Origin of the sequence: Rhodococcus sp. B7740 (genome assembly GCF_000954115.1) — a bacterium.
GTDB lineage: Bacteria > Actinomycetota > Actinomycetes > Mycobacteriales > Mycobacteriaceae > Rhodococcoides.
Genome location: NZ_CP010797.1, coordinates 3,356,159 through 3,380,615 on the forward strand (window position 1 = coordinate 3,356,159; position 24,457 = coordinate 3,380,615).

Below are 24,457 nucleotides of genomic sequence, written 5' to 3' on the forward strand. Positions count from 1 at the left end.
CTCCTCTGCGACGCTACTGGGGCGGTGGCCGTGAAATCCCCTGCGATGCAGCTTCCTGTAAGACCTTCATCGCGTGCCTCAACTGTGTGCAGGCGCCGCCGGACGGTCCACCGGTTTCGGACGCATGTCGGTCCAGTTCTCTTCGACGTAGTCCAAGCATTCGGTGCGGCTCGCCGGCCCGAATGCGACGTCCCAACCGCCGGGGACGGCTGCGAACTGCGGCCACAGCGAGTGCTGGCCTGCCGCATTGACGAGCACAGAGAAGGTGAGGTCGTCGTTATCGAACGGGTTGGTGGTCATGGCTGGTTTCTCCTCCTAGTAGGTGGGTCAGGTGTGCACCGATCCGGGCGATCGGTTCGGGTCGAGTCATGTCGTTGTGAGCAGCGTCGATCTCGACGAACTCGATGTTCGACAGAGCGCCGTTCCATCGACGGCGTTCGGGAGCGGACGGCCCGTGATCGCGGGCGGCGGCGAATACCGTCGTCGGGCCGTCGTACCGCTGCGGCCGGTGCTGCGCAGAGAGCCGAGTGTTGTTCTCGAACACCGCTTCCAGTGCCCGCACACGATCGGCCGTCATGGTTCCCAACACCGAGTCCTGCTCGTTCAGACGTGCGGCGATGGCCTCGGGATCACCCACGGCACTGCCGACATCGTCCGGTTGGACGCCAGCGACGGCAAGCAACGCCGCCCACAGCTCATCCGAGTCCACCGCAGCGGCGTCGGGGTCGGAATCGACCTTGGGGAAGGCGTCGAGCAACCCGAGAAGGCCGACCTCGTCGCCGGTTCGATGCAACTGCGCCGCCATCTCCTGCGCTACCAATCCGCCGAAGGACCATCCCACGATGTGGAACGGGCCGGTGGGTTGCACCTCGCGCATCCGGGCGATGTAGTCCGCTGCGACGTCCGACAACGTCTGCGGGAGCGTCCCGAAGCCGTCGAGCCCGGACGACTGCAGGCCGTAGATCGGTACCTCGGCAGGCACGGCCCGGAGCAATCCGGAATAGGACCAGGCGAACCCACTCGCCGGGTGGATGCAGAACAGCGGGGGCCGCGATCCTCCTGCGCGTAGCGGCAACACACAGTCGACCCCGTCCGTGCGACCTGGTTCTCCGAGCTCACCGGAGCCGCCGAACAGGGCGGCCAACTGCCCCGGTGTGGGCGCGGCGAACAGCGCACGCAGGCCGATCTCCATGCCCAGTCGTTCCCGGACCGCCTTCGTCAACTTCACCGCCAACAGCGAATGCCCGCCGAGGTCGAAGAAGTCGCCGTTCAGACCGACCCGGTCGGAGCCGAGGATCTGCTCGAAGATCTCCACCAGAACACGCTCCGTGTCGGTTCTCGGTGCCGCGTACTGCGTTCCGCTCGACCACGTAGGTTCCGGCAGTAGGTCACGAACTACTTTTCCGTTGGGAGAGAGGGGAATCGAGCGAAGGTTCACGACCGCCGACGGCACCATGTACTCCGGCAGTACCCTCGCCACGGCCGCGCGCATTCGGGCCTCGGACATCCGGTCGGTGTGACCGGCCCGATCCGCGGTGTCGTCCTGCTGCACCACGTACGCCACCAGTCGTCGATCGCCGGGTCGATCCTCGCGAATCACGGCAGTGGCGGTGGCCACGGAAGGCAGTGCCGTCAAAGCAGACTCGACCTCACCGAGTTCGATTCGGTAGCCACGCAGCTTGACCTGATCGTCGACGCGATGCAGGAACGTGACCGTGCCGTCGGCGTTCCAGTGTCCGACGTCGCCGCTTCGATACATCCTGGTGCCGTCGGCAAAGGGGTCCGCCACGAACTTCGAGGAGGTCAGGGCCTCACGGCCGAGATATCCACGGGCCAGGCACGGGCCGGCGATGTAGATCTCTCCCGGCACACCGACCGGAACGACGCCGAGTGCCGAGTCGAGGACGTAGAACCGCGCGTTGTCCATCGGCGCACCGATCGGCAGGGGACCGTCGGGTACGACATCGCCTGGTGCGAGCATGAATTGAGAGCAGTTCACGGTCGTCTCGGTGGGGCCGTACATGTTGTACAGCGCCGTGCCGGGGTGCTCTGCTCGCCAGTCGGCCACGGCGGCACCGGTGAGAACCTCTCCGCCGAGAAGCAACTGCCGACTCGGTGAGAGTGACGGCGGCAGCGTCTTCAGCAACGGCAGGTGACTCGGCGTGGCTTTGAAGAACGTGCACTCCTGCTCCGCGAGCACCCGGACGTCGAACTCGTCGAGGCAATCGAGATCCACCGCCAGCACCGCGCCGCCACTCACCAGCGGAGTGAGCATTGCGGTGACACTGAGATCGAACGAGATCGACGAGTGCAGAACCGCCAGACCGCCGATCCCGTCGTAACTCGTTCGGGCGAAGCGCAGGTAATCGGCGAGCGAATAGTGCTCGATCACCACACCTTTCGGCGTTCCGGTCGAGCCACTGGTGAAGATGACGTAGGCGGCGTCGTGCAACTGCAGCGGAGCCGCACGATCGGCGTCGGTGATCTCACGGTGATCCGCTGATGCTGTGAAATCGCTTACGTAGGAGCCGATGTCGACGATTCTCGCGTTTCCGTAGCCCGCTGATTCGGATTCGGTGGTGACGATCGTGTGCGGATCGGTCTGTTCGAGGATGCGGGCGACTCGATCCAGTGGCGTCGACGCATCGATCGGGACGTACGCGGCACCCGCCTTCGCAATTCCGAGCACCGCGACGAACAGCTCCAACGAGCGACCGAGGCAGACCGCCACGTGGTCGCCTGCACCGACCCCGTCTGCGAGCAGCAGCCGTCCGAAACCGTTCGAAAGGTCGTCGAGCGTGCGGTAATCGATCTCGCGGCCGAGGTGGTACACGGCGGGTGCATTCGGGGTCCGCCGTACCTGATCGGCGAACAACTGCACCAACCCACGCACCGGCATGCTCGATCCGGTGGCGTTGAATCCGCGGAGCACCAACTCTCGCTCCTGCTCGGTCACCAGTTCCACACCGTCGACGATCCGGTCCGGGTCCGATGCCACTGCCGTCAGCAGTTGCACCAGCCGCGTCGCGATTGCGTCGATACTCTCGCGGTCGAACAGGTCGCATGCATAGTCGATGCGACCGGCCAGCCCCGACAGGCTCGGGCCCTCGGCGAGGTTGACCGAGAGGTCGTACTTCGCGACTCCCGTCCCGGTGGGGACTCCTTCCACTCGGACTCCCGGCAGCTCGAATGCGATCTCACGGTGGTTCTGGAACGCCAGCATCGTCTGGAACAGCGGGTGCCGAGCGACCGAACGCGCCGGGTTCAGTACCTCGACGAGACGCTCGAAGGGAAGATCCTGGTGCGAGAACGCCGAGAGTGCAGTTTCACGGGCCCGCTCCACCAGCTCGCGGAATGTCGGCGCCCCGGAGAGGTCGTTGCGCAGCACGAGAGTATTGACGAAGAACCCCACGAGCGGTTCCAGTTCACGGTCCGTGCGGCCGTCGACGACGGTTCCGATGGGGATGTCGTCCCCGCCTCCCATGCGGCCGAGCAGCGCGGAGAGTGCTGCGATGATCACGACGAACAGACTCGTATCCGACTGTGTCGCAATATCGGTCAGTGCACGGTGTAGGTCGGCAGAGACGAAGAAGTACACGCTGCCCGCCTCGAAGGTGGGTTCCTTACGACGTCGTCGATCGGTCGGCAGTGTCAGCTCCTCCGGCAGATCGGACAACGCTGCGCGCCAGTAGGCCATGTGCGGATCCGGGACATCCTCGCCCCCTTGGTTCGCCCCGTTCACCGCGCGCTGCCACACAGCGAAGTCGGCGTACTGCACGGTCAGTGGAGTCCATTCGGGTGCCCGGCCCGCGCACCTCGCGGTGTATGCCTCGGCCAGGTCCGCGGCCAACGTGGTCGCGGATCCACCGTCGGTTGCGATGTGGTGCAACGTGATTGCCAGATGGTACTCGCGTGCACCGGAACCATCGGCATCTCCGACCGTCACAGTGGTGCGCATCGGCAGGTCCACCGTCAGATCGAACGGCACGCTCGCCGCGTCCCCCACCTGCGCCAGCGGGTCCGGGCCTGCATCCACGACGTCGAGGATCGGGGTGCGGTCGGTGCAGATCACCTGCGCCGGCTCACCATCGATCTCGGGGAACACGGTACGGAGGATCTCGTGCCGCGCGCTGACATCCTCGAGTGCACACCGCAGGGCGTCGATGTCGAGCGCTCCGGTCAATTTCAGGATCGTCGGCACGTTGTAGGCACCCGGCCTGGCGTCGAATCGCGCCAGGAACCACAACCGACGCTGGGCGTACGAGAGCGGCAGCACCGCTGGGCGCACCACCGAGGTGAGCGATGCCCGGACCGCGGTGGCCGGACCCAGTGCCGCAGCCAGCGCGACCACGGTCGAATTGTCGAAGACCTCACGAATGCTCATCTCGATGCCGAGTTCGGATCGAATCCGGTTGATCAGGCGCACTGCCAGCAAGGAGTGCCCTCCGAGCGCGAAGAAGTCGTCGTCGATACCGACGTTCTCGGTGCCGAGCAGTTCGGCGAAGATCGAGGCGACCGATGCCTCCGCTGCAGTTCGCGGCGGAATGGTGGTCCGGCGTTCGGCACTCGGGTCCGCCGCCGGGAGAGCCGCTCGATCGACCTTGCCGTTGGCGGTGAGTGGCAGACGGTCCATGATCACGAACGCAGCCGGAATCATGGCGGCGGGAAGCAATGCGGTCAGATGTGCTCGGAGAGAACCGGAATCGATGCTCCCGGCACCCTGCGCGACGACATGCGCGACGAGCATCGGCTGGCCGGACGGTCCGGTCGGGACAGTGGCGACGCAATCACCCACCTGTTCGTGCGATGCCAGTGCGGATTCGATCTCGCCCAGTTCGATCCGTTGGCCGCGAATCTTGACCTGGTGATCGATTCGGCCGATGAACTCGAGCTGTTCGTCGGGTCGGTAACGCACCGTGTCGCCGGTGCGGTAGAGCCTGCTGCCCGGTTCACCGAACGGGTCGGCCACGAACGTCGTCGCCGTGCGGCGGGGGTCGCCCAGATAGCCCAATCCCACTCCTGCTCCGCCGACGTACATCTCCCCCCCGGTTCCGGGCGGTGTCGATTGCAGGCCACCGTCCAGTACGTAGAGGGCAGTGTTGCGGATCGGACGACCGATGGGAACCATTGCGTCGGAGTCGATTCGGTCGATCACCGCATGGGTGACGTCGTCACTGCACTCGGTGGGACCGTAGGCGTTGACCAGTGCAATACCGGTGCGGTCGAGCCATCGATTGCACAGTTGTCTCGGCAGCGCCTCACCGGTGACGACGAGCCGTCGCAATCGCGGCAGCGCAGGCACTGCACTGCCGTCGTCCCAGTCGTCGAGAGCCGCCCGCAACAGTGACGGCACCACTTCGAGAATCGATACCTCCTCTGCGGCAACAACACCGAATAGCTGCGTCGGATCACGGGCGATGTCGGCGTCGACGATGCGAACCTGCGCACCCACCAAAAGCGGTGCCAACATCTGCCAGATCGATATGTCGAAGCTCAACGGTGCGTTGGCGACGACGACGTCCTCGGGTTGCAGGTGCAGTTCCTCGACCTTGGAGAGCAGGTGGTTGATCATCCCGCCGCGGTGCACCAAGGCACCTTTGGGGCGTCCTGTGGAACCGGAGGTGAACAGCACGTACGCCGGGCGCTCGGATTCCCACTGTGGCCACGCAATCGACTGCGGGTCGATCTCCGATTCCGTGTCGACGAGGATCGGTAGGCCACCGGTCGCCCCGGCGAGCGCTGCCGCATGCAGACGGTCCTCCTCGGTCGTGAGGACGAGCGCCGTTGCAGCGTCGCTCAATTGACCGGCCAATCGCTGTACCGGCGCACCGGGATCGGCCGGGGTGTAGACGCCGCCCACTGCGCTGATGGCGAGCAGTGCGACGACTACCGAGGTCCGGCGGCGGCTGCAGACGGCAACGACGTCACCGGCTCCGATTCCAGCGGCCCGCAACCGCTGGGTCAGTCCGGCCACTCGCGCCGCCAGTGTGCCGTACCCGATCACTGCATCGGCGTCGCGAACCGCCGGCGAGTCCGGGTTCTCGCGCCCGATCGTGCGCACCTGCTCGAGTACATCGTGAACCGAGGACGCTCTCGCGGTGTTGTTCAGTCCCACTTCGAGGTAGTGCCGTTCGTCTGCCGTGAGCAAGTCGATGGCTCCGATCCTGACCTCGGGATCGGCGACCACACCGGTCAGCACCGCCACGAAACGTTGCACCAGCGCATGCGCGGAGGCGTCGGTGAGCAGGTCCGCCCGGTAGTCGAATCGAATGGACAACCCGTGCGGGGTCCCGTCGACGACGCGTTCGGTGACGTCGAACGACAGGTCGAACTGTGCTGCGTGGGCATCGACCGCATCGATGGCCACCGACAGGCCGTGCAGATCGAGGTCCGCTGCAGTGTTGTTCTGCAGCACCAAAAGAACCTGGAAGAGCGGGTGGTGACTGTTCGACCGGACCGGGTTGAGTTCGGCCACCAGCTTCTCGAACGGCATGTCCTGGTAGGCGAAGGCACTCAGATCCCAATTGCGCACGCGGGCAACCAGTTCCACGAATTTTGGATTGCCGGACGTATCGGCGCGCAACACCAGGGTGTTGACGAAGAAACCGACAAGATCGCTCAGTGCTTCCTCGCCACGTCCGGCGACCGGCGAGCCGATGACGATGTCCTCACCGGAACCGAGCCGAGTCAGCAGCGCCGACAAGGCCGAATGCAGCACCATGAACAGGCTCGCTCCGCTGCCTGCCGCGATGTCGACCAAGCCGGCATGCACGGTGTCCGAGACTGCCAGAGTGATGGAACCGGCGTTGTGCGACTCTTCGGTGGCGATCACGTCGCTCCGTTGCCGGTCGAGCGGGAGATCGAGCGGGTCGGGGATTCCGGCGAGCGCGTTCCGCCAGAACGACGCGGCAGCGGAGAAGCGGGAGGCCGGATCGGTTTCCGATCCCATCGAACGACGAAGCCACACAGCATAATCGGCGTATTGAACGGCGAGCGGTGGCAGTTCCGGTGCATGTCCTGCCACTCGCGCGTCGTACGCTGCCGACAGGTCGGCGGCCAGCGGGGCCATCGACCACCCGTCACCCGCGATGTGGTGCAACACCACTACCAGCAGGTGATCCTCGGGTGCGCACTCGATCAGTGCGGTGCGCAGTGGCGGGTCGAGAGCCAGATCGAATCCCTTCGCAACGATGGCCCGTGCGTCGTGGTGCGCTCCCGCGCTCGACACTCGCGCCGTGTGCAGAACGGGCGCTCCGGTCCCGGCGGGCAGGATCACCTGGTACGGCTCGCCGTCCACCTCCTCGAATACGGTGCGGAGTACCTCGTGTCGTGCCACGACGTCGCCGAATGCACGCTCCAGTGCCCCGACATTGATGGGGCCGCGGATTCGCAGACCGATGGGAATCTTGTACGGCGAGGCATCCCCGTCGAGTCGGTCCAGGAACCACATGCGACTCTGCCCGTACGACGTCGGAATGTGCTTTGGACGCTGCACCGGGGTGAGTATCGACGCCGGATCCACGTCGTCGCCGAGCACCTCGACAAGTTGTGCCACGGTGGGGTTCTCGAACAGATCACGAATCGTCGCTGCTCGACCGACCGTGGTGCGAATGCGTCCGATCAGCCTCGTCGCGGTCAGGGAATGACCACCGAGGGCGAAGAAGTTGTCGTCGATGCTCACGTCCTCGACGCCGAGGACGTCACCGAACAGTGCGCACAGCGTCGCCTCGTCCTCGGTCCGAGCCGCCCGGCCGTCGGCGGCACCGCGGTAGGTGGGCACGGGAAGTGCTCTGCGGTCCACCTTTCCGTTGGTCGTGATGGGCAATGCGTCGATCTCGACGAATGCGGCGGGCACCATGTAATCGGGCAGTCGAGCGGCCGCGTTCCGAGCGAGGTCCTCGTGGTCGATCGCATCGGGGCACGTTGCCACGACGTAGGCGACGACTCGTTTGTCTCCCGGCCGATCCTCCCGAACGACGACGGTGGCGTGCTCCACCCCGGATTGAGCCGCGACGACGGACTCGATCTCGCCGAGTTCGATGCGGAATCCGCGAACCTTGACCTGATCGTCGGCGCGCCCGACGAACTCGAGGTCGCCGCTCTCCCGCCACGCCACCAGATCGCCGGTGCGATACATCCGCGCACCTGCGGGTCCGAAAGGGTCCGCCACGAACGATCCTGCGCTGCGTGCCGGTCGAGCGAAGTATCCGGACGCCACGCCGTGGCCGGCGATGTACAGTTCGCCGGCGACACCGACCCCGCGTCGGTCGAGGTCGGGGCCCAGCACGTAGAGGCGCATGTTGTCCATCGGCGAACCGATCGACAGCACATCGGGAATGGGGTCCTCGGGACCGATACGACCACGGGTGGCGAAGGTGGTGGTTTCGGTCGGACCGTATCCGTCGGTGAAGACCAACGCCGGGTTCAGTGCCCGAACCGCGCGAACCGTGTCGGCGGGAACGACGTCTCCACCGGACCAGACCTCCTCGAGCACGGTGAAGCACTCGGGGTGGGTCTCGACGAGCACGCGGAACAGTCCGGCCGTCAGCCACGCTGCGGTCACCCGGTGTCGGACGATGGCGTCCGACACGACGTCGGTCGTCTGTCCGGGTAGCGGTGCATCGGGGGCGATCACGATCTGCTTGCCTCGCAGCAGCGGCACCCACATCTCGAAGGTCGAGGCGTCGAACGCGTGTGGGGAGTGTACGAGTACGCGATCGAACCGTGGACTGTCGAAGATGGTGTCGGCGACGAGAGCCAGAATGTCGCCGTGCCCGATCTCGACGCCCTTCGGGGTTCCTGTGGAGCCCGACGTGTACATGATGTACGCACCGTCGTTCGGTCCGACCGTCACCACCGAACGCGGACGTCCCACGGACTCCGAATGTGCCTCGGGCACCGGTACGACGGTCGCACGGAAGTCGATGCCGCGGCCGGTGACGGAGTCGTCGGCGATCACCACCCGCGCCTGCACGTCGTCGACGATGGCCTGGAGCCTGGAGTCGGGACTGCGCGGATCGAGCGGTACGTATCGCCCGCCTGCACCGACAACCGCGACAGTGGCGATCAGCAGTTCGACACCGCGGCGCATGCCGAGAAGCACCGGGTCGCCTCGTCGTATTCCGTTGCTGTACAACGTATCGGCCAACTCACCCGCCGCTGCCGCAATCTCTGCCCTGGTGTAGACGTCGGTATCGGTTACCACGGCAACGGCATCGGGATCCTCGGCCACCCGATCCGCGAACACGGCACCCAGGCTCGGGCCGTCCACGGGACTCGGTCGGCCGGTCCCCCACGCGACGACGCGTTCGAGCTCGGCCGAGTCGAGTTCGGTGAGCACACCGAGATCGGTGTCGAATGCCCGGGAGTCGGCAGGGTCGGACAGAGCCGCCACGATGGTCGTCAGACGCCGCTCGACGGCGTCGACCACATCCATCGGGATCCGATCGACACGGTGGTCGAGCCGAATCGACAGGTTCTCCCCCGGTTGCACGATCAGGGTCAACGGGTAGTGGGTGGCATCGTGCCCGACCACCGACTCCACCGTGAGATCACATGGGAGCGATGTCGATTCGGCGTCGATGGGATAGTTCTCGAATACCACGAGAGTGTCGAACAGATCACCGATACCGACTGCGGCACCGATGGCACCCAGACCCACGTGGCTGTACTCCATGACCCGAGACTGTTGCTCGGACAATGCCCGAGCCAGCGACTCGAAGGTGCGCTCGCGCTCGATCGCACTGCGCAGCGGGACGGTCCCGATGAACAACCCGACCATCTCCTCCACACCGTCGAGATCGTGTGGACGACCGGAGACGGTGGCACCGAAGACGATGTCGCTGCGGCCGGTCACCGCGGACAGGACCAGCGACCAGATCGCTTGCACAGTCGAGTTCACCGTGACACCGGCGCGTCGGGAACGCTCGGTCAACACCGCTGTCGTATCGGCAGGTATGTCGATCACCCGGCTCGACACCACCGGGTACTTCGACACGGCAGCGGTGTCGGGGCCTGCGAGCAGAGTCGGTTCGGACAGTCCTTCCAGCTCGGCCGCCCAGACGCCGGCAGCACGGGCGCTGTCGGTCTCGGTTGTCCACCGCAGATAGTCGACGAACGCGGGCGGCACGGGCAGCGACTCGGGCGATCCGCCGTTGCCGTAGAGCCGGAACAGGTCTCGGATCAACAGCGGTGCAGACCAGCCGTCGAGCAAGAGATGATGATGTGTGAGAACGAGCCGGTGTGTGCTACCTGCTCGAACGAGAGTCCAGCGCAGCAGCGGCATCGACAGATCGAACGGGTGCGCGCGGATCTGCGCCAGAGTGGGTTCGAGTGCGGTCGTGTCCGCACCCAGGTCGATGAACTCCCACGGCACCGTCGCCCCGACCGGATAGACCTGAACCGGGCTCGACATACCCTCGTACCAGAATCGAGCCGTCAGATTGGGGTAACGCAACGCCATCGCGGCGGCGCTGACCCGTAGCAGCTCGGGATCGAGCGTGCCGCCGAGTTCGAGAACGAGCTGCACGCTGTAGAGGTCGCTGGTCGTATCGAAGGCTGCATGGAACAGCAGTCCCTGCTGCAATCCGGACAGCGGCAGAATTCCACCGCCCCGGACGTCGACGGTCTCCGTGACCAGATCCACTTCCTGCTGAGACAGCGTCACCAACGGGAAATCACTGGGAGTTGCGCCGCCTGCACCGGGCACCCTCGAGTGCGCGACCTGAGCCTCGAGCGCGGCGACGAACGCGTCGGCCAACGCGTCGACCTCGGTGGCGGAGAGCACCCGTGACGCCCAGGAGAACGACGCACTCAGATGGGGACCGTCGAGCTTGTCCTCGGTCACCAGCGTCACCTCGAGCACGTGCGGCAGCGGTGCGGAGTCGTCGATTCCGCCGCCGATCACACCCGAGCGCGAATCGACCGACCAGTCCGAGACGTCCTCGCCGACGGTGAACCGCCCGAGGTAGTTGAACCCGATCTGCGGACGCTGCAGACGCGCGAGCGGCAGGACGGTCTGCGGGTTGAGATACCGAAGTAGCCCGAAGGTCTGCGGCGGAGGCAGCTGTCGCAGTTGCTCTTTCACCGATTTGAGGACCGCCGAGATCGACGGGGATGCGGCCTCGGGGTTGGAATCGAGCCAGTCCTGCGCTGCGTCCTTCGGCACGGAGACTGCGGCGGGCGAGATCGCAGTGAACCATCCGACGGTCTCGGAGAGGTCCGTGGTGTCGGTGTCGTCATCGGCCGATCGGCCGTGCGCCTCGATATCGAACAGCGGGGTGGAGGAGTCGGTGGTGGCACAGATGGCAACGGCCAGTGCAGCTATCAGGTTCTCCGAGATCGTCGTGCCGTACAGCGTCGGCACATCGGTGAGAAGTCGGGCCGTCGTGGCAGTGGGCAGGGTCACCGTGCGAGTACGGACGGTGTCCACGGTGTCGAGGATCGGATCGAGTGCCGGTCTCGGAGCGGTGACGGGTACCAACTGGTCACCGGCCGAGGCCAGTACGTCGAACCATCGACCGAAGTGACCGGTGGCTCCGGCCGCACGCTCGGCCAGTGTGCCTGCCCACTGGCGGAAGCCCGTGGACACCGGAGGAGGTGGAGCGGACTCGGAGGCGGCGGTGGCTCGGTAGGAGGCGGCGATGTCATCGAGCAGGATGCGCCACGAGACTCCGTCGACCGCAAGGTGATTGATGCACACGATGAGACGACCGGGACGGTGGCCGTCGGACACCACGACGAACTGCGCCATGACGCCTTCGGCCGGACGCAACCGAGCCCGCGCCGCCATGGCCTCGCGGGCTATCACGGAGTCGAGGTCGTCGCCCGCATCGGCACGGCAGATCAGATCGACGGCCTGCACCTCTCCCCTCGGTCGGACCTCGAGGCTCCACAGGCTCTCGGAGCCGCGATCGGCCTGCTCCACCGTCAGACGCAGTCGCAGACTGTCGTGCCGGTCGAGCACCATCTGCACTGCACTCGCCAGCCGGTCCGCGTCCAGGTCGGCCGGGACTGCAATGGTGACGGCCTGGCAGAAGTCGTCGACCTCGGCACCGGTTTCGCGGAACCAGTGCATCGTGGGGGTGAGAGGAAACGGTCCGGCATCCTCGAACCGAGCCGGTGTGTCGGTGGCGGTCGCCGAAACGGACCCGTCCGTGGTCGAGCGCGCCACGGTGAGCGCCGCAAGAGATCGCGGCGTCCGGTTGTTGAACACGTCGCGCGGACCGAAGATCACGTCGGCCGCCTTGGCCCGCGAGACCAGTTGCATCGAGACGATGCTGTCACCGCCGAGATCGAAGAAATTGTCGTCCGGGCCCACCTCGTCGACCCCGAGGACCTCGGCGAAGACACCGCAGATCACTGCTTCGACGCCGACGGCACCGACCGCAGCGGGGGGACTCGGCTCGGTGGCGGTTCGCCGTGCGAGTAGTTCGGGGAGGTTGTCCGACAACTGCTGTCGATCCACCTTGCTCCCGTTGCGGGTCAACGGATATCTCGACACCGCCACGATGTGTGCGGGCACCAGGTAGTCCGGCACTCGTCGAGCAAGTAGAGATTTGAGCTCGGCCTCGCATGCGGTTCCGGAGTCGGTTCGGATCACCGCAGCCAATCGAGCCGGCCTGCCGGGCTCACGCACCACCAGGACCACGGCATCGACGACGCCGGGGAGCGCGCCGATCGCGTTCTCCACCTCGCCGACCTCGATGCGATGGCCGCGGATCTTGACCTGATCGTCCGCACGGCCCACATAGTGGGCGAGACCGCCGTCCCAACGAGCGAGATCTCCAGTGCGGTAGAGGCGTTCACCGTCGTTCGAGAACGGGTTTGCGACGAACCGCCCCGCCGTCGTGGCACGCCGTCGCAGATAGCCGCGGGCCAGGCCGAGACCACCGACGTACACCTCACCCACATCTCCCTGGCTGACCGGTGCGAGCATCGGGTCGAGGATGTGCACGGCCGAGTTGCGCACCGGTCGACCCAGCGGCACCGCTTCGCCACCGGCCAGTCGGTCGCTGATCGTTGCTGCGACGGTGATCTCGGTGGGGCCGTAGGCGTTGATCAGACGTACTCGACCGGCCCACGCGCTCACCAGCTCCGTAGACGTGGCGTCGCCGCCGACGATGATCGTCGTCGAGGCGGGCAAGGCCGTGTCGGTCGGGACGGTGGCCAACACGGCCGGGGGAATCAACGTGTGAGTGATGCCGCCGTCGACGAGCAGTTCGGCGAGCTCGTCACCGATGTGCGGTCCCGGCGGCGGAATCACCAGGGTGCCGCCCGATCCGACAGCGAGCAGTATTTCCAGTACGGACGCATCGAAACTCGGTGATGCGAACTGCAATACACGGCTCGTCGAGTCGGCACCGAATCGGTCCACGATCGACGCCGTGAACGAGGCCAGCCCGAGCGAGGACACCGCCACTCCCTTCGGGACGCCGGTGGATCCGGAGGTGTAGATCACGTAGGCGAGATCGGCCGGATCGCCGCAGACAGAACCCGTGCCGTCCGGCGAGCTCGAACCACCGGATCCCCGCTGTCCGGTAGCGCGAATACCGGATTCGGAGACGACCGCGACCGGCACGGCGTCGGACATCATGAACTCGATGCGATCGGCCGGATACGACGGATCGATGGGGAGGTACGCGGCTCCGGCGGCGGCCACGGCCAGGATCGCGACGATCAGGTCCGCCGAGCGCGGCAGGACCAGCGCCACTACGTCCTCGGTTCCCACCCCGAGTTCGGTGAGGGTGTGTGCCAGCTCGGTCGCGCGGGCGTCGAGCTCACCGTAGGTCAAATCCACCGCCGATCGGTCCGCGGAGAGAGACTGCACGGCAACTGAATTCGCATTTTGCGCGGCGGTCCGCGCGAACAGCTGCGCCAGCGTCGGTCGATCCTGCGCAGTGGCAGTGTCCTGCGTGTCGTTCCACGCAGACCACAGACCGCGCTCGACATCCGATCGAAGGTCGAGACCGGCTACCGAGATCTCCGGGTCTTCGCACAGCACCTCGAGAATCCGCCGGAAGCGATCCGCGACCAGCGCACCGTCCAATCCCGCAGACTGCGCGACGTCGATGCGAATCCGCAGCGTGTCCGAGGGAAAGGCGACGACCGTCAGCGGATAGTGGGTGGACTCGACTGTCTCGACTTCGCCGAGGGTCAATCCGTCGGCCACCGCGGTATCGGATTCCAGGGGGTAGTTCTCCACGACCGTCAGGGTGTCGAACAGTTGACCTACGCCGGCGATGCGGTGCAGGTCTGCAAGTTTCACATGGTGGTGCGGCATGAGTTCGGTCTGCTCGGCCTGGATGCGGCACAGCAGTTCCGACACCGTCTCGGTCGGGTCGAGGTGCACTCGCACAGCGATGGTGTTGATGAACAGTCCGACCATCGACTCCATGCCGCGTACCTCGGGTGGACGCCCCGATACCGTCGAGCCGAAGACGACGTCGCCGCGGCCGGTCATCCTGGCCAGTAACAGCGCCCAGGCCCCCGAGACGACGGTGTTCACTGTCAGGCCTCGGTCGCGTACGACACCGCGCAGTTTCGCGAACGATCGGGAATCCAACTCGAGCCAGTGCTGATGCACCGGACCGGTGCCTACGGTGTCGGAGGATGCCGTATCCGAGGATCTCGTTCCGGTGATCAGGGTCGGTTCGATGGGCTCGGCGAGTGCCTGCTGCCACGCGGCGGTGGCCGCTTCGGCATCTCGCCCGGCCAACCACTGCGCGTAGCCGCGTGCGGGTGGCGGATCTGCAAGCCCAGAGGCCTCGATCCCTTTGTCGTACAACGTGAAAAGCTCGCGAGCCAGTAGCGGCATGGACCATCCGTCGAGGATGAGGTGGTGATTGGTGATCTGCAGGATGTGCTGGTCCTCGCCGAGCCGGATCAGTCGCAGTGCGATCAGCGGCGGTGACCCGAGTGCGAAGTCCTTGTCCGCCAGTGCTGCCGCCTCCAGTGCTCGTTCGCGCTCGTCAGCGCCGAGCGCAGTCAGGTCCTCGGCGACCCAACGGGTCGGCGCGTCGCGGGTGACGACCTGTACGTAGCCGCCGGACTTACGGGCCACGAACGCACTCCGCAGGGCGTCGTGCCTGCGGTGAAGTTCGTCGGCGGCGCAGCGGAGCCGGTCCTCGTCGAGGAGTCCTCGCAGCGGGAGCCGGACCGAGACCACATAGGACTGCGAATCGCCGGACAGCGAATGGAAGAGCAGTCCCTCCTGGAGCGGACTGAGATTCAGGATGTCTTGTACGCGTGGCTTGTTCACAGTGATCCTTACTCGAATACGAGGTCGTCTTCGATGTCGTCGATGTCGGCCTGGGTGAGACCGGAGATGCTCAAGTCCGAGGGTGTGGCTACGCCGACGCTCGCGTCGGTGCACAGGGTGGCCATCGCTGTGACGGCCTCCTGCCACAGGCGTGCGATCTCGTCCACGTCGTGTCGATCCAGCACCGTTGCGTCCCAGATCATGTCGAGGCGGAGATGGCCGGCCGTCACAGCACCGTTGATCTCGACGGTGTGCCGCAGGCCCGCGTCGGGGTGGGCACCGCCGGCAATCACGGTCGGCTTCCACAGGGTGTCAAGGGAATCCGATCCCGTGCGGCCCAGGTAGTTGAAACACACTGCAGGCAAGGGGTATCGGCTCAGTTCCTGTTCGCCCACCGGATCGAGATACCGCAGTGCGCCGAACCCGATTCCGTTGTCGGGTGTGGCCCGCACCTGCTCCTTGACCGCCTTGATCGACGCCGCAAGGTGATCCTCCGAACGCAACAGTTCCGTCCACGGCTGCATCGGCGTCCGAAGGCGTACCGGATACAGCGTGGTGAACCATCCCACGGTGCGCGAGAGATCGGTCCGCGGCATGGACCGTCCGTGGCCCTCGAGATCGATGGGTATCGAGTCCGACCCACTCCACTCTTGCAGTGCCGCAGTCAGTCCGGCAAGCAGCACGTCCTGTGCGGTGCAGCGGAACATCTCGGGTATCTCCGAGGTCGATGCGGCGCTGACGTCCTCCGGGAATTCCAGGGTGAGGCTGCGCGCCTGTGCGACGGTACCCATCGGGCCCGCGATCGCGTACGAATCAGGTGACCCATCGAGTGCCAGCACACTCCGCCAGTGATCGAGTTCGACTCGGCGCGAGCCAGGATCATCGGTGATCGACCGCGCCCAATGGCGGTACGTGGTGCCGTCCTCGGTTGCGCAGAACTGTTCGAGCTCGGCCGCGGTGGTCGAAGAATCGCCGACGAGTCGGTACGCCTGCTCCAGATCCGCCGTCAACGGTTCCCACGAGAGTCCGTCGACCACCAGATGGTGCGCGATCAGCGTCAGTTCCGATCGGGTCGCGTCCCACCGGGCCAGCAGCATGCGGCCCGTCTCGGGGTCGAGTTCGTCTCCGTCGGAGCGCGGATCGAGACTGCGTCCCGGCTCGCACACACTCACCTCGACGAGATCGGCGGATCCACGCGGAAGTATCTCGACACCACCGTCCGGCCTTTGTCTCATCCGCAGCACGGCGTGCCGCTCGACCACCGATTGCAATGCTCGCGTGAGCAACTGCGGCGTGGCGTCGGCCGGAACACGGATGCGGATCGACTGATGCAGTCCACGCAGTGCTCCGAGTTCGGTGAAGGCGGCCACGATCGGGGTCACCGGTACCGGACCGGTGGCCGGCCCGGTTTCGATGTCCATCTCTGCGAGAGGCGTTGCCAGCATGGCTATTCCGCGCGGAGTTCGGCCGGTGAACACATCCGCGGGAGACAACCGGAATCCGGCCGTCGCCGCGCGCCCGACGAGTGAGATCGAACTGATCGAGTCGCCGCCGAGGGCGAAGAAGTTGTCCGTGGCTCCGACGTCCGTTCGACCCAGGACTCGCGCGAACAGGTCGACGACAAGTTGCTCGAGGTCTCCGACCGCTTCCTCGTGCGCGGACTGCGGTGCCACCGGCTGCGGTAGTGCCCGGCGATCGAGCTTCCCGTTGGGGCTCGACGGCAGGGACTGCAGCACCACGAAGATCGGGGGGACCATGTACTCCGGCAGAGTCTTCGCCGCGAATTCCGCAACCGCGGCCGTGTCGAGGTCGGCTACTGCAACGTCGTCCTCGGGTGCCAGGTAGCCGACGAGATGGGTGGCCGAGCCGACCGTGCGAGCGAGCACAGCGGCGGCCCGGACCGATCGATGTCCGGTGAGCACGTTCTCGATCTCACCGAGCTCGATACGCAACCCGCGCAGTTTGATCTGATTGTCGATGCGCCCGAGGTACTCCACGGCACCGTCACGGCCCCAGCGGCACAGATCCCCGGTGTCGTACATCCGTGCGCCGGGGGGCCCGAACGGATCGGCCACGAATCGGGTGGCCGTCAGGCCCGACCGCTCGACGTAGCCGTCGGCGAGCTGATCGCCGGCGAGGTAGAGCACTCCGGCGGCACCGGCCGGCACCGGGCGAAGGCGTGAATCGAGTATCGCCAGTCTGGTGTTCCACACCGGTCGACCGATCGGCACCACACCGCGCGTGACATCGGCCCGCGTGCACTCCCAGTACGTGACGTCCACGGCCGCCTCGGTGGGACCGTACAGATTGTGCAATGCCGGTGGCGTCGCCCCCTCGACGTACTCGAAGAAGTCGAAGTACCGGGCGACCGACTCGGCCGGCAATGCCTCGCCGCTGCAGAACACCCGAAGCACCGACGCCGACTGCACCGGATCGGTGGCGGCGAGAAACGCCGTGAGCATCGACGGCACGAAGTGCAGGGTGGTGATGCCGGTCCGCTCGATCAATCCGGCCAGGTAGTAGGGATCGGTGTGCCCGCCCGGCTCGGCGACCACGATGGTCGCGCCGACCGCCAAGGGCCAGAACAGTTCCCATACCGAGACGTCGAAACTGGTCGGAGTCTTCTGCAGGACCCGATCCTTCGGGCTCAGGCCGTACTCGTGCTGCATCCACGTCAACCGATTGACGATGGCACCGTGCGAGACCCGTACGCCCTTGGGCCGCCCGGTGGAGCCGGACGTGTAGATCACGTACGCGGTGTCGCTCGACGACGACTCGGGCAGCTCCCGCGGTGTGCACACCGCCGCGCGTGCCAGCAGCTCTCCCAGATCGAGGTACACGAATTCGCCTGCAGTGAAGCCCTTCTCGACGGCACCGATCACGACCGCCGGCTCGGCATCGCTCAGCACGAAGTCTCGACGCTCCTGCGGGAGCTCCGGGTCGATCGGGAGGTACGCAGCTCCGGCGGCGACGATGGCATGCAGCACCACCACCATGTCCGGTGATCGCGGCACCATCACCGCGACGATCCTTCCCCTGACCCCGAGGCCGTCGAGTTCGGTCGCCGTCCGTGCCACGCGCTCGGCGAACTCGGCGTAGCTGTATCCGGTGTCCTCCGACACCACTGCCGGCCACGACGGGTCGACGGCGATTGCTCGATCGGATCCGATGCGCACCAGCTCGGTCAGGGTGGAGACGGTGACCTCGTGGTCGGTGTCGTTCCATGCAGTCACGATGCGATGCCGCTCCGCCGGCGTGAGCAGGTCGATCTCGCCGCAGTCGACCTCGCCGCCATCATCGGAGATGGTGCTCAGCACCAATGCAATTCGGTCCACGAGACCACGGACGAACGACGCGTCGACGGCGGCGGGCCGGTAGTCCGCCCGGATGGCGAGCCCGTCGCGTGGGTCGACCACGATCGTCACCGGGTAGTGAGTGGCGTCCACCGCGGTCATCGACTCGATCGGCAGGACCGACGCCGAACTCGACAGGTCGTTCGGGTAGTTCTCGAAGACCATCAACACGTCGAACAGCTGCCCGAGCCCAGCAGCACGCTGGATCTCCCCGAGTCCGAGGAAGTGGGCGCTCTGTCCGGCAAGATGCTCGCGGTGTGCGATCGACAGTAGTTGGGACACCGAGTCTGCCGGATCGAGTGCGATCCGGACCGGGACGGTGTCGATCAGGCACCCGACTATTTCGTCCACCCCTGGCAGGTCGATGGATCGGCCGGAGACGGTCTTGCCGAACACCACGTCCTCGCGGTTGCACGAGTATCCCAGCGCCAATGCAGTGGCGACCTCGGCGACCGTGCTGACAGTCACCTTCGCACGCGCTGCCGCGTCCGTCAGACCCTGCACCTGGTGGGCGGGCAACACGAACGCCACCTGCTCGGTGGTGACGGGATCGGAAGTGGCTCCGGGCCGGGCCAGGTCGGCCACACACAGTGGCTCGGCACCGCGCAGGCGCTCGGCCCAGTATGCCGCTGCCGCATCCAGATCCTGCCGAGCGCGCCACTGCAGGAACTCCCGCGGTGATGGATGGGTACGGCGCCCCCGCTCCGACGGGTCGGTTCCGTAGGCCCCGAACAGTTGCTCCACGAGCAACGGCACCGACCAGCCGTCGAGGATCGTGTGATGGCACGTCAACGCCAATGTGGTTCGGCCGGTTGCAGAGTGGATCAGCAAAAACCGCACCAGCGGGGGTGTATCGAGGCGAAACGGCCGGTCACGCTCGGCGACGAGTAGCCGCTCCACCACACCGGTGCCGGCAACATTCGCAGGCCCAGCAGTCTCCGGGCCGTTCGGAACGGTCACCGAGTCGAAGGACGCGTCGACGACGGTCGGCACAACGGCCACCGGCGTCCGCAGTCCGCTCCACAGGAAACCTGTTCGCAGGCCGGGGTTGTCGGCCAGTACGGTCGACACGGCCCGGCGCATGCGCTCGTCGTCGACGCGCGCGTCCAATTCGAACACGAACTGTGCCGTGTAGACGTCGGCCGAGTCGGCGATCGAGTGAAAGATGATTCCCTGCTGCAGCGGCGTGGCCGGCAGCACATCGGTGAGTCCGCGCTCGACCAGAGCTGAATTAAGGACCGTCTCGAGCTCTTCGGTGTCCAGCTCCACCACATCGAAGTCGCTCGGGGCAAGAGCGAGCCGTGGGTCGAGGGCGGCAGCACGGACGAGCTCGCTGCAGGCCTGCTGCCATCGGTTCAGCACATCGGTGATCCACGCAGGATCGACGATGCGCGAGCACGAGCTCACGTGCAGCGTGAGCACGCCTGTGCTCGACGCGTATGCGGTGATCTCCACCGGGTGTACCGCCGAGACGTCGGCCTCGGTCGCCGGAACCGGCGCGAGCGCGTCGACGCTCCAGTCGCCCCCCTGCATCAGCCGTCCCAGATAGTTGAATCCGATCTGCGATGCAGGCGCGGATGCGAGGATCGGTGCGGCAACGGGATCGAGGTACCGCAGCAGCCCGAAACCCCTGCCGTCGTGCGGAATTGCGGCCAGTGCAGTCTTGACCGCACTGGTGGTGGCGATCACGGAATCGGCCGGGGCCAGAGCGATGGGATGCACGGTGGTGAACCAACCGACGGTCCGTGAGAGGTCGAGATCGCCACCGCGGCCGTGCCCTTCCAGATCGAGCACGATGTCCTGACCGAGCGCAAAGACCAACGCCGACAACAGAAGATCACCGGTGCTGCTGTGGGTCGCGGTCGCCGTCTCGACCAGCAGGGCCCGGGACAGATCGACCGGTAGATCGACACTGTCCACCCGGGTACGAGCGGCCGTGTCCACCCGCGGGTCGAACGCGTCGCTGACGATGCTGGGCGACGGCGCCGATGCGATGCTCTGCCACTTCTCGATTTCGGCAGTGCCCGGAAGCGGCTGCCGAGTGAGATCGGTGGCCCAGGTCGAGTAGGAGGTCGGGGCCGGCCGCACGATCGGTGTCGTTGCTGCGCTGATGCTTTCGTAGGCCGAACGAAGATCGTCGAGCAGCACGTGCCACGACACTCCGTCGACGGCCAGGTGATGCACGATCAGGATCAGCTCCGTCGGGCTGCGCCGAACACCGACGATCATGCGTCCGGTCGGCGGTGACAGCAGGAACCGGGCGGCTGCGCATTCCTCGTCGGTATCCGCGGTGATCAGCAACTCGAACTGGGGACCTGCTCCGACCGGGTCGATCTCCGCCACCGGTGCTGCAGAGACGGTCACCCGCATCCTGAGCGTGTCGTGGTTGTCCACCAGTATCCGCAGTGCTGCGCGGAGGTCATCGTTCGTCACATCAGCCGGAAGCGACACCGACACACTCTGATTGAACGTCGAGGTCGTGCCGTGTCGTTCGGCCCACCACTGCATCATCGGCACCGTCGGCACCGTGCCGGTTCGGTTGTCGTCGACCACACTCCCCGCAATCGTCGACGCGGCGGCCAGACGTCGCGGAGTTCGCAGGTCGAAGAAGTGGCGAAAGGTGACGGCGCGGCCGTACTTGGAGATCTTGTCGATCGCGCTGATGGCCAGGATGCTGTCGCCGCCGAGTCCGAAGAAATCGTCGTCCACGCCCACTTCCCGGCCGAGTACTTCGCCGATGGCTGCGCAGATCGCTTCCTCCGCCTCGGTACCGGGCGCCGACCGTACATCCGTGGTCGAGATGTACACCGGGGCAGGCAATGCGGCGATGTCGAGCTTGCCGTTGACGTTGGTGGGAAATGCGCCGAGTGGCACCACTGCCGAGGGGACCATGTACTCGGGTAGCGCCGACCTGCAGCGGTCGAGTACCTCGTCGACGAGGGTCTCGGACTCCGTGGCCAGCACGTAGGCAACCAGACGTGGAGCTCCGCCCGGTCCGTCGGTTCGCGCCGTCACCACCGCGTCGGACACCGACGGGTGCGCACGCACCACCGTTGCGATGTCGCCGGTCTCGATGCGGTATCCCCGAATCTTGACCTGGTTGTCGGCGCGGCCGAGGTAGCGCACGTCCCCCGACTCGGACCACACGGCGAGGTCGCCGGTGTAGTACATCCGTTCTCCGGCAACCACATCGACTCCGGTCGATGCGGGCAGCGCCACGAAGCGCGAGGCGGTCAAGGCCGGTCGACGATGATAGCGATCGGCCAGTCCGGCTCCCGAGAGGTACAGGTCACCCATGGTGCCGATCGGCACAGGTCGCAGCGCCCGGTCGAGGATGTGTGCCCGTACCCCGCTCAGCGGCCGTCCGATCGGCGGGTCGGCGGAGTGCATCGCATCCGCGGACCGGTATTCGGCCTCGTCGGAGAACCAGGCGGTGGCGTACACCGTCGACTCCGTGGGTCCGTAGATGTTCGCGATGCGAGCGCCGGGAACAGCGCGCGAGATTCGTTCTGCCACATGATCGGTCAAGGCCTCACCGGCCAGTACCACGGTGTCCACCTCGATCACCGCGTCGCCGCCGAGAACGGCTACCATCGCCGATGGCACCCCGGACACGAGTGAACCACGGAAACCGTTCTGCGCCAGCTCTATCAGATTCTCACCCATCGTGACGGTACCGCCGACCGCGAGCGCGGGGAAGATCTCGAACACCGAGACGTCGAAGCACAGTGACGTGGCGCAGTACACCCGCGAGAGTCCCTGTGAACCGAAGGTATCGACTGCCCAGCCCACCAGGTTGCGCAGTGAACCGTGCGAGATCACCACGCCCTTGGGAACGCCCGTCGAGCCCGAGGTGTAGATGACGTATGCGGTATCGGAGTCCTTCGGGCGCTCGACGAGTACCGGACCGGTACCGACAGAGCTCGGGTCGTCGACACGCAGGGTCCTCGTCACGGCGTCCGAATGCTGCGCAGCTGCCTGTACCGACGCCCGCACCACTGCATCGGTACTCGAATGTGTCAGCACCACAGGCGGTTGCGCGTCCCGCAGGATGTGCGCGATGCGCTCGGCGGGATGCGCGGGATCGATGGGGACGTACCCTGCGCCCGCTTTCCAGGCTGCGAGCACGCCGACGATCATCTCGTCCGATCTCGGCAGGGCGACACCGACGACGGAACCGGGGGTCACCCCTGCTGCGATCAGAGTCCGGGCCAACTCGTCCGATCGTTCGACCAGTGCGGCATAGGTGGTGCTGCGCGGTCCGGACGGAGAACCGATGTCGATCGCCGGGTCGAGGGGATGCGTCCGGGCATGCTCGGCGATGAGCGCCAGCGGATGATCGATGTCCGACCTCGACGCCGTGCCGGCACCCTCGGCTCGGCCGACCGCGAACTCCGCGAGTCGGTGACGCTCGGCGGCGGGGAGGATGTCCAGAGCCGACACCGGGTCCGAGAGCTCGGTGGAGATCAGACTGCGCACCACCGTGTGGTAGCGCGCCGCGATCGCCTGCGCCTCGGAGCGGTCGTACCCGGCCGAGTCGAAGTCGAGGACGATCTCGACCCCGCCGTTGCGGCAGTCGAGCACGAGGGCCATGTCCTCGAACGGTCCACCGGCGAGGTTACGCACCTCTGCGCGCTGCGTCCCGAATCGTAGATCACTCTCTCCCAGAACGAGATTGACCTGCACGCCGGTAACCGACGTTTCGGTGCCCGCACGCCGGCGCAGGTCCTCGTACCGGTAGCGCTGGCGCTTGGCGGACGTACGCAGGCCTGCATTCACATCACCGAGCGCGAGAGCGATCGACTCGCCGGTATCGAGTCCGACCGGCAGGGGGACGATGTTGGACACCATCCCGGGAGTACTGCGCATCGACATCGAGCGATTGGAGGTGAGGAGAGCGAGTACGGTCTCGTTCTCACCGGTCGTGCGGGTCGACAGCACCGCCAGCGCAGTGACCAGAACGGTGGGCCAGGACACCGAGGCCTCGCGTGCGGTGCGGTGCACCCCGCTCAGCACTGCCTCGTCGAGCATCGAACGCAACCGGATTCGACCTGCCGCCACCCGATGCGTCGGCGTACCGATCGCCACCGGTCCGCCGTGGCCGGCCAATCGCTCGGTCCAGTACCTGCCGTCCTCGGCGGCCGCATCGCTGTCGCACCGCGCCGCCTCGAGTTCGACGAGGTCCTCGATCGGACCGAAACTCGACGGGGAGATCGCCGAGCCCGACGCCAGGTCCCGGTAGATCGCAGCGACGCGATCCTGCACCAGGGTGACGCCCACTCCGTCGAGGATGCTGTGGTGATAGCGCTGGTACCAGAGGGTTCTGTTCTCGCCGAGGGTCAAGATGGCCGAGAACACCAGGGGCGTCCGTCCGGGTTGCATCGGGACGGCCATGTCGGCCTCGATCCACTGCCGCGCCCTCGTATCGGAATCCGTGGTGTCAGAATCGGCCATATCGATCACGGGTACCGCGATTTCCGGGGCCGTCTCACGGTGCAGGACGTCCGCCTCGGCGACTGCAGTCACGATGGCTCGAGAGAGAAGGTCGACATCGATGGGCCCAGGGATGTCCACGACCTCCGCCAGAGCGAAGACTGGATTGTCTGGATCGAGCTGCTGGGCGTACACGATGCCGGACTGTGCCCTGGTCATCACGGAGGTCGGCTGCGTTGCATCCGAGGCATCTTCGGCATCGGCGGTGACGGTTGCGGGCGATGCGTTCATCTCGAGTGATCAGTCCCCCCGGCCACGGGTCGGTGAAAGGTCGTGTGGCCTCGAGAGCCATGTTTGCGACGAGCGGGGTACCGGTGCAATGCGGTTGCAGCAACCGGTAATTGGCAACACG

The 24,457-nt window shown here is 66.2% G+C and carries 3 protein-coding genes; all 3 read right to left on the bottom strand.

The features are described 5' to 3' along the window. Positions 1 to 78: 78 nt before the first annotated feature. Genes NY08_RS15510 through NY08_RS15520 form a run of 3 tightly spaced genes read right to left on the bottom strand, consistent with a single transcriptional unit; the run spans position 79 to position 24,336 of the window. Positions 79 to 300, bottom strand: a complete 222-nt coding sequence (locus NY08_RS15510; protein ID WP_045197328.1) for an MbtH family protein — start codon at positions 298 to 300, stop codon at positions 79 to 81. Continuing rightward, positions 278 to 15,259: a non-ribosomal peptide synthetase gene (locus NY08_RS15515; RefSeq protein WP_045197329.1), complete on the bottom strand. Its 14,982-nt coding sequence runs from the start codon at positions 15,257 to 15,259 to the stop codon at positions 278 to 280. The genes NY08_RS15510 and NY08_RS15515 overlap by 23 nt, the downstream gene beginning before the upstream one ends. An 8-nt stretch (positions 15,260 to 15,267) precedes the next feature. Continuing rightward, positions 15,268 to 24,336 carry a non-ribosomal peptide synthetase gene (locus tag NY08_RS15520; RefSeq protein ID WP_045197330.1) on the bottom strand — a complete coding sequence of 3,023 codons (9,069 nt, stop codon included), beginning with the start codon at positions 24,334 to 24,336 and terminating at the stop codon, positions 15,268 to 15,270. Positions 24,337 to 24,457: the final 121 nt, after the last annotated feature.

Bases quoted from the DNA above. Each gene is read 5' to 3' on its own strand.
- NY08_RS15510 (WP_045197328.1), bottom strand. From the start codon at position 300: ATGACCACCAACCCGTTCGATAACGACGACCTCACCTTCTCTGTGCTC.
- NY08_RS15520 (WP_045197330.1), bottom strand. From the start codon at position 24,336: ATGAACGCATCGCCCGCAACCGTCACCGCCGATGCCGAAGATGCCTCG.